At 33.3% G+C, this 4846-nt stretch carries 6 protein-coding genes; all 6 read left to right on the top strand.

The genetic code is table 11. From position 1 onward, the window contains the following. Positions 1–209 precede the first annotated feature (209 nt). Positions 210–596, top strand: coding sequence for a GxxExxY protein (locus tag ACY65O_RS00260; protein ID WP_462218839.1), 387 nt, complete (start codon positions 210–212; stop codon positions 594–596). 123 nt (positions 597–719) lie between these two features. Next, positions 720–1775: a sugar phosphate isomerase/epimerase family protein gene (locus ACY65O_RS00255; protein ID WP_462218838.1), complete on the top strand. Its 1056-nt coding sequence runs from the start codon at positions 720–722 to the stop codon at positions 1773–1775. 15 nt (positions 1776–1790) lie between these two features. Continuing rightward, positions 1791–2168, top strand: a complete 378-nt coding sequence (locus tag ACY65O_RS00250) for a c-type cytochrome (protein WP_462218837.1) — start codon at positions 1791–1793, stop codon at positions 2166–2168. A gap of 41 nt (positions 2169–2209) precedes the next feature. Beyond that, positions 2210–2962: a 3-keto-disaccharide hydrolase gene (locus ACY65O_RS00245; protein WP_462218836.1), complete on the top strand. Its 753-nt coding sequence runs from the start codon at positions 2210–2212 to the stop codon at positions 2960–2962. Positions 2963–3213: 251 nt separating this feature from the next. Next, positions 3214–3654, top strand: a complete 441-nt coding sequence (locus ACY65O_RS00240) for a hypothetical protein (RefSeq protein WP_462218835.1) — start codon at positions 3214–3216, stop codon at positions 3652–3654. Positions 3655–3694: 40 nt separating this feature from the next. After that, positions 3695–4792, top strand: a complete 1098-nt coding sequence (locus ACY65O_RS00235; RefSeq protein WP_462218834.1) for a tetratricopeptide repeat protein — start codon at positions 3695–3697, stop codon at positions 4790–4792. Positions 4793–4846: the final 54 nt, after the last annotated feature.

The raw sequence follows: 4846 nt of genomic DNA, 5'->3' as shown, positions 1-4846 counted from the left end.
TAACGGTAAGGGCAAAAATTGATGGCGAAAAACCAAAAGAAGAATGGCTTGATTTTCCGGGAGTGGAAGAAGGGATACGGGGAATGGCGTTTGTGGAAAATGTGGTAGCATCCTCGGAGAGTGAGGAGAAGTGGAAGGAATTTGTGGTATAGAGGAAGCAGAGGTTGGCACGCTGAGGGGCAGAGGACGCAGATAAGAAAATTAATTTTATGGAGATAAATGATATTACAGGAATTATAATTGAGGAATCAATAAGAATTCACAGAGATGTTGGGCCTGGTTTATTAGAATCTGTTTATGAAGAATTATTATTTTACAGATTAACAAAGCGTGGGTTAAAAGTAAAAAGACAACAACCCATTGTTTTTATTTACGAAGATGTGAAAATGAATATAGATTTGCGTTACGATTTGATGGTGGAAGAAAAAGTATTGGTAGAATTAAAATCGCAGGAAACAGTTCCGCCAGTGGCGTATAAAATATTTAAAACTTATTTGCGACTTACGAATATTACCATAGGATTACTGATAAATTTTAATGTAGAAGTTTTAAGAGAGGGCATTAAGAGAATTGCAAATGGTTATGTAGAGCCATGAATTTTGGCACGCTGAGAGGCAGAGATTGCAGAGAAATATTTAATAAAAATTTCAGCGCCCTCTGCTCCTCTGCGTGCCACCAAAATAAATATATAAACCCAGCGTGAATCAAAAAACTCAACAATGCAAACAATAAAAGGCCCCGCCATTTTCTTAGCACAATTTCTGGATGATAAGCCGCCATTCAATAATTTAAAAAACATTTGTACCTGGGCAAAAAGTTTAGGTTTTGTGGGAGTACAAATTCCTACATGGGATGCAAGGTGTATTGATTTACAAAAAGCTGCCGAAAGTAAAACTTATGCAGATGAAATAAAAGGATTGGTAAATGAATGTGGTTTAGAAATTACCGAACTGAGTACACATTTGCAGGGGCAATTGGTTGCAGTAAATCCTGCTTATGATACTTTGTTTGATGGCTTTGCACCAAAAGAATTACATGGTAATTATGCAGCCAGAACTGCATGGGCTGTGCAACAATTAAAATATGGTGCCAAGGCATCGCAAAATTTAGGGTTGAATGCCCACGCTACTTTCAGTGGTTCTTTGCTGTGGCATACTTTTCATCCGTGGCCGCAGCGCCCCGCCGGTTTGGTTGATGATGGTTTTACAGAATTAGCCAAACGCTGGATGCCCATTTTAAATTATTTTGAAGAATGCGGTGTAGATGTTTGTTACGAAATACATCCCGGCGAAGATCTTTTTGATGGCATTACTTACGAAATGTTTTTAGAAAAAGTAAATAATCATGCACGTGCCTGTTTGTTATACGATCCTTCTCATTTTGTTTTGCAGCAGTTAGATTACAAACAATACATTGATTTTTATCACGACAGAATAAGGGCCTTTCATGTAAAAGATGCAGAATTTAATGCCACCGGAAAGCAGGGCACATTTGGTGGCTACCAAAGCTGGCTTAACCGTGCCGGAAGATACCGCAGCCCCGGTGATGGACAAATTGATTTTAAAACTATCTTTAGCAAATTAACGCAATACGGTTACAAAGGATGGGCAGTAATGGAATGGGAATGCTGCATTAAACATCCTGAAGATGGCGCAAAGGAAGGTGCTGAATTTATAAAAAACCACATTATAAGGGTTACAGAAAAAGCATTTGATGATTTTGCAGAAACAGGTAACAATGCTGATTTTAATAAAACTATTTTAGGATTACAATAAATAAAAAAAATAAAGATGAAAAAAAACATTTTAATTATTTCACTTGCTGTTTTTTGTTTTGCATGCAACAGCGGAGGCAGCAGCAGCGAAAAAACCGGCGAAACAAAATCTGCAGCAGACAATCCCGATTATGAAAAAGGATTGGCTTTAACCACTCAATCAGATTGCTGGGGATGCCACAAAATAAGTGAGGTATCAATAGGGCCTGCTTATAAACTAATTGGACAGAAGTATGAAAATACAGAAGCTAATATTAATTTACTGGCAGAAAAAATTCAAAAAGGCGGATCGGGTGTTTGGGGATCGGTACCCATGGCAGCACACAGCAGTTTATCTAAAGAAGATGCAGTAGCTATGGCAAAATATATTATGCTGTTGAAAGATGAAAAATAAATGCAGCAAAAAATATTTTCTTAAATTTTAAATTAATACAGATGAAAAATAAATTTATTGTTTCGATCGCTGCACTTTCAATTTTAATAGCCTGCAACAATAATCAGGATAGCAAAACTGAAAACACCACTACAACTTCTGCAGAAATGAAAACAACTGACAATGACAGTGGCTGGGTTTCTTTATTTGATGGTAAAACTACAGCCGGCTGGCACAGCTACGGCAAAGCCACTGCCGGTGATGCATGGAAAGTTGCCGATGGCGCTTTGTATCTAGACACCACAAAAAAAGAGGGCTGGCAAACTACCGGCGGCGATATTTGCACGGCCGATGAATACGATAACTTTCATTTAAAATTAGAATGGAAAATTGCGGCCAAGGGTAACAGTGGTATAATTTTTTATATTAAAGAAGACACTGTTAAATATAAGTACTGCTGGCAAACCGGCCCCGAAATGCAGGTGGTGGACAATGAAGGACACCCTGATGGAAAAATAATTAAACATAAAGCCGGTGACCTGTACGATTTAATTAGTTGCAGTACTATAACTGTAAAACCTGTTGGCGAATGGAATGAAGCAGAAATAAAAAGTAACAACGGTAAATTAGATCTGTATTTAAACGGCACCAATGTAGTAAGCACTACTATGTGGGATGATAGCTGGAAAAAATTAATTGCCGGCAGCAAGTTTAAAGACATGCCGGATTTTGGTACTTATAAAAAAGGAAAGATCGCTTTACAGGATCATGGCAATATGGTCTGGTACAGGAATATAAAGATTAAGAAGTTGTAAAAAAATGAATAGAAAAAATCCTGGTGTATTACCGGGATTTTTTTATTGGGTGTATTTTAATTTTTTGAAGACAATATGTATTTGCGCTACTGCACTACTGTAGTTTTTTTTGTAAGACAATGTGTAGCAGAGTTTGTACATAAATTGTTTTAAGCAAAAAGTAGCGTATTTTAGTGTAAATACATATGTTAGCTGTGATACCTCGGACAGCCTACACCACTTTAAATTTTGTAATTCTAAATACATTAATTATGTTAGGCTCAGTATATCAAGAAGACCACCAAGTAACAGACTTTAAAATTTTTGACAAATCAAGTGATTCTCAAAGTGAATATTTAAAAAGTACCCATACAATACTTAACAAATCAGAAAAAGTTTCTGTAGCAAAAGATGAAACTAACAATATTGACTACCTACTATTTTCAGTTACTATAAATGCTACAAACAAGCTAAATGGAGAAGACTTATCAAAAATACAAGTGACATCTAATTATCTTTTAGAGTATAACAAACTTGAACAAATTCAAATTGATATGGCTTGTGGCTTAGTGGAAAGAAGTGTTCAACATTGCCATAACCTTTACATTGGCAAAGTAAGCGATACACATTTAAAAAATGACACAATATCTATTCCTAAAAATCTAAAATCGGACTGTATAAAACAAAGGTTAGAATTTGCTGTGAAAAATTAAATGCACTTTTGAAAAATTTGTTTTTTAAAATAAAAAATATATGAAGACTATTCTCACAACTATATTATTGTTGTTTACTTGCTATGACATTTATTCGCAATATAAAGAACAATTATTAGAAATGGACGAATCTAAAATATCTAAACTTGATAGTTATATATACGATAATGATTTAGACGAAGTGCTAACAGGTAAGGTTAAAGATTTTTCTTGGGACTTCAATGATATAACTTTTTATCAAAAATTTCTTGAAGAAATAGAAAACGAAAAATTGGATTATAGATATTTTCTTTTTTTATCCAAAATTTCAAACATTAAAGAATCAAATAATAATTACACTAATCGAGTTTACTATTATTATAAATTAAAATTTGCAATATTAGCAATTGAAAACGGAAAAAATTTGGCAAAAGTTGTAGCTGACTCAATTAAAAAGCAAATCATTGAAAAATATTACACAGCTTCATTTGTACCAAATGTTTGGCAAGACGACAAAGAATTCAAGAATTATGCTGAATTTGTTTTAAAATATATTGACAATTTAAAATACTCAACTCAATTCGATAAGAAAACCATTTCCCTATTTTATCAAACCAAAGCAGATATTATTTATGAAATTTACATATTAACCGAAGGTAATAATACTAAAATTTCAGAGGTTTTAACCAACTATAAAATGGCACTTAGTGAAGATAATACTAATTGGAAAGCGTTTGTTAGCAGAGGCAAATTAAGATTCTATCGTTTAAATGACTATAGAGGTGCTTTAGAAGATTACAAAGAAGCACTTTCATTGGAAAACAAAAAGAAATTTCCATTATCACCAAATCTAACAACTTTTTCTTTTGAAATTGGAGAGTGCTATCTAAAATTAAAAAAATATAGCGACGCTATAAATTTTTATAATAAAACAAACACACTCTATTTAGGAAAAATTAAAGAACCAAATAAAAAAATAAGGGTAATTGATAAAGAGATTTATACAAAATACATTGGAATTTTTTATTTTAAATTAGCAAATTGCTATTATAACTTGAAAAATAAAAAAGAAGCTTGTGGTTATTTCAAAAAATCTTTAACGTTTGGATATTCGCCTGATAATTTAAGAGAATCAATGAGTATTTTTAATTGTAATTAAACTCAAAAATTTGGTTATGTACTACAGCCAGAAGGGGGTTTGGCAAAAGTGGGG

Origin of the sequence: Ferruginibacter sp., from assembly GCF_031430955.1 — a bacterium.
GTDB lineage: Bacteria > Bacteroidota > Bacteroidia > Chitinophagales > Chitinophagaceae > Ferruginibacter.
The sequence above is the reverse complement of the archived record's forward strand: the minus strand, read 5'-3'. Positions and strand labels throughout refer to the sequence as shown.

Excerpts from the sequence above, each read along its gene's own strand:
- ACY65O_RS00260 (WP_462218839.1), top strand. The coding sequence starts at position 210 with ATGGAGATAAATGATATTACAGGAATTATAATTGAGGAATCAATAAGA.
- ACY65O_RS00255 (WP_462218838.1), top strand. The coding sequence starts at position 720 with ATGCAAACAATAAAAGGCCCCGCCATTTTCTTAGCACAATTTCTGGAT.
- ACY65O_RS00250 (WP_462218837.1), top strand. The coding sequence starts at position 1,791 with ATGAAAAAAAACATTTTAATTATTTCACTTGCTGTTTTTTGTTTTGCA.
- ACY65O_RS00245 (WP_462218836.1), top strand. The coding sequence starts at position 2,210 with ATGAAAAATAAATTTATTGTTTCGATCGCTGCACTTTCAATTTTAATA.
- ACY65O_RS00240 (WP_462218835.1), top strand. The coding sequence starts at position 3,214 with ATGTTAGGCTCAGTATATCAAGAAGACCACCAAGTAACAGACTTTAAA.
- ACY65O_RS00235 (WP_462218834.1), top strand. The coding sequence starts at position 3,695 with ATGAAGACTATTCTCACAACTATATTATTGTTGTTTACTTGCTATGAC.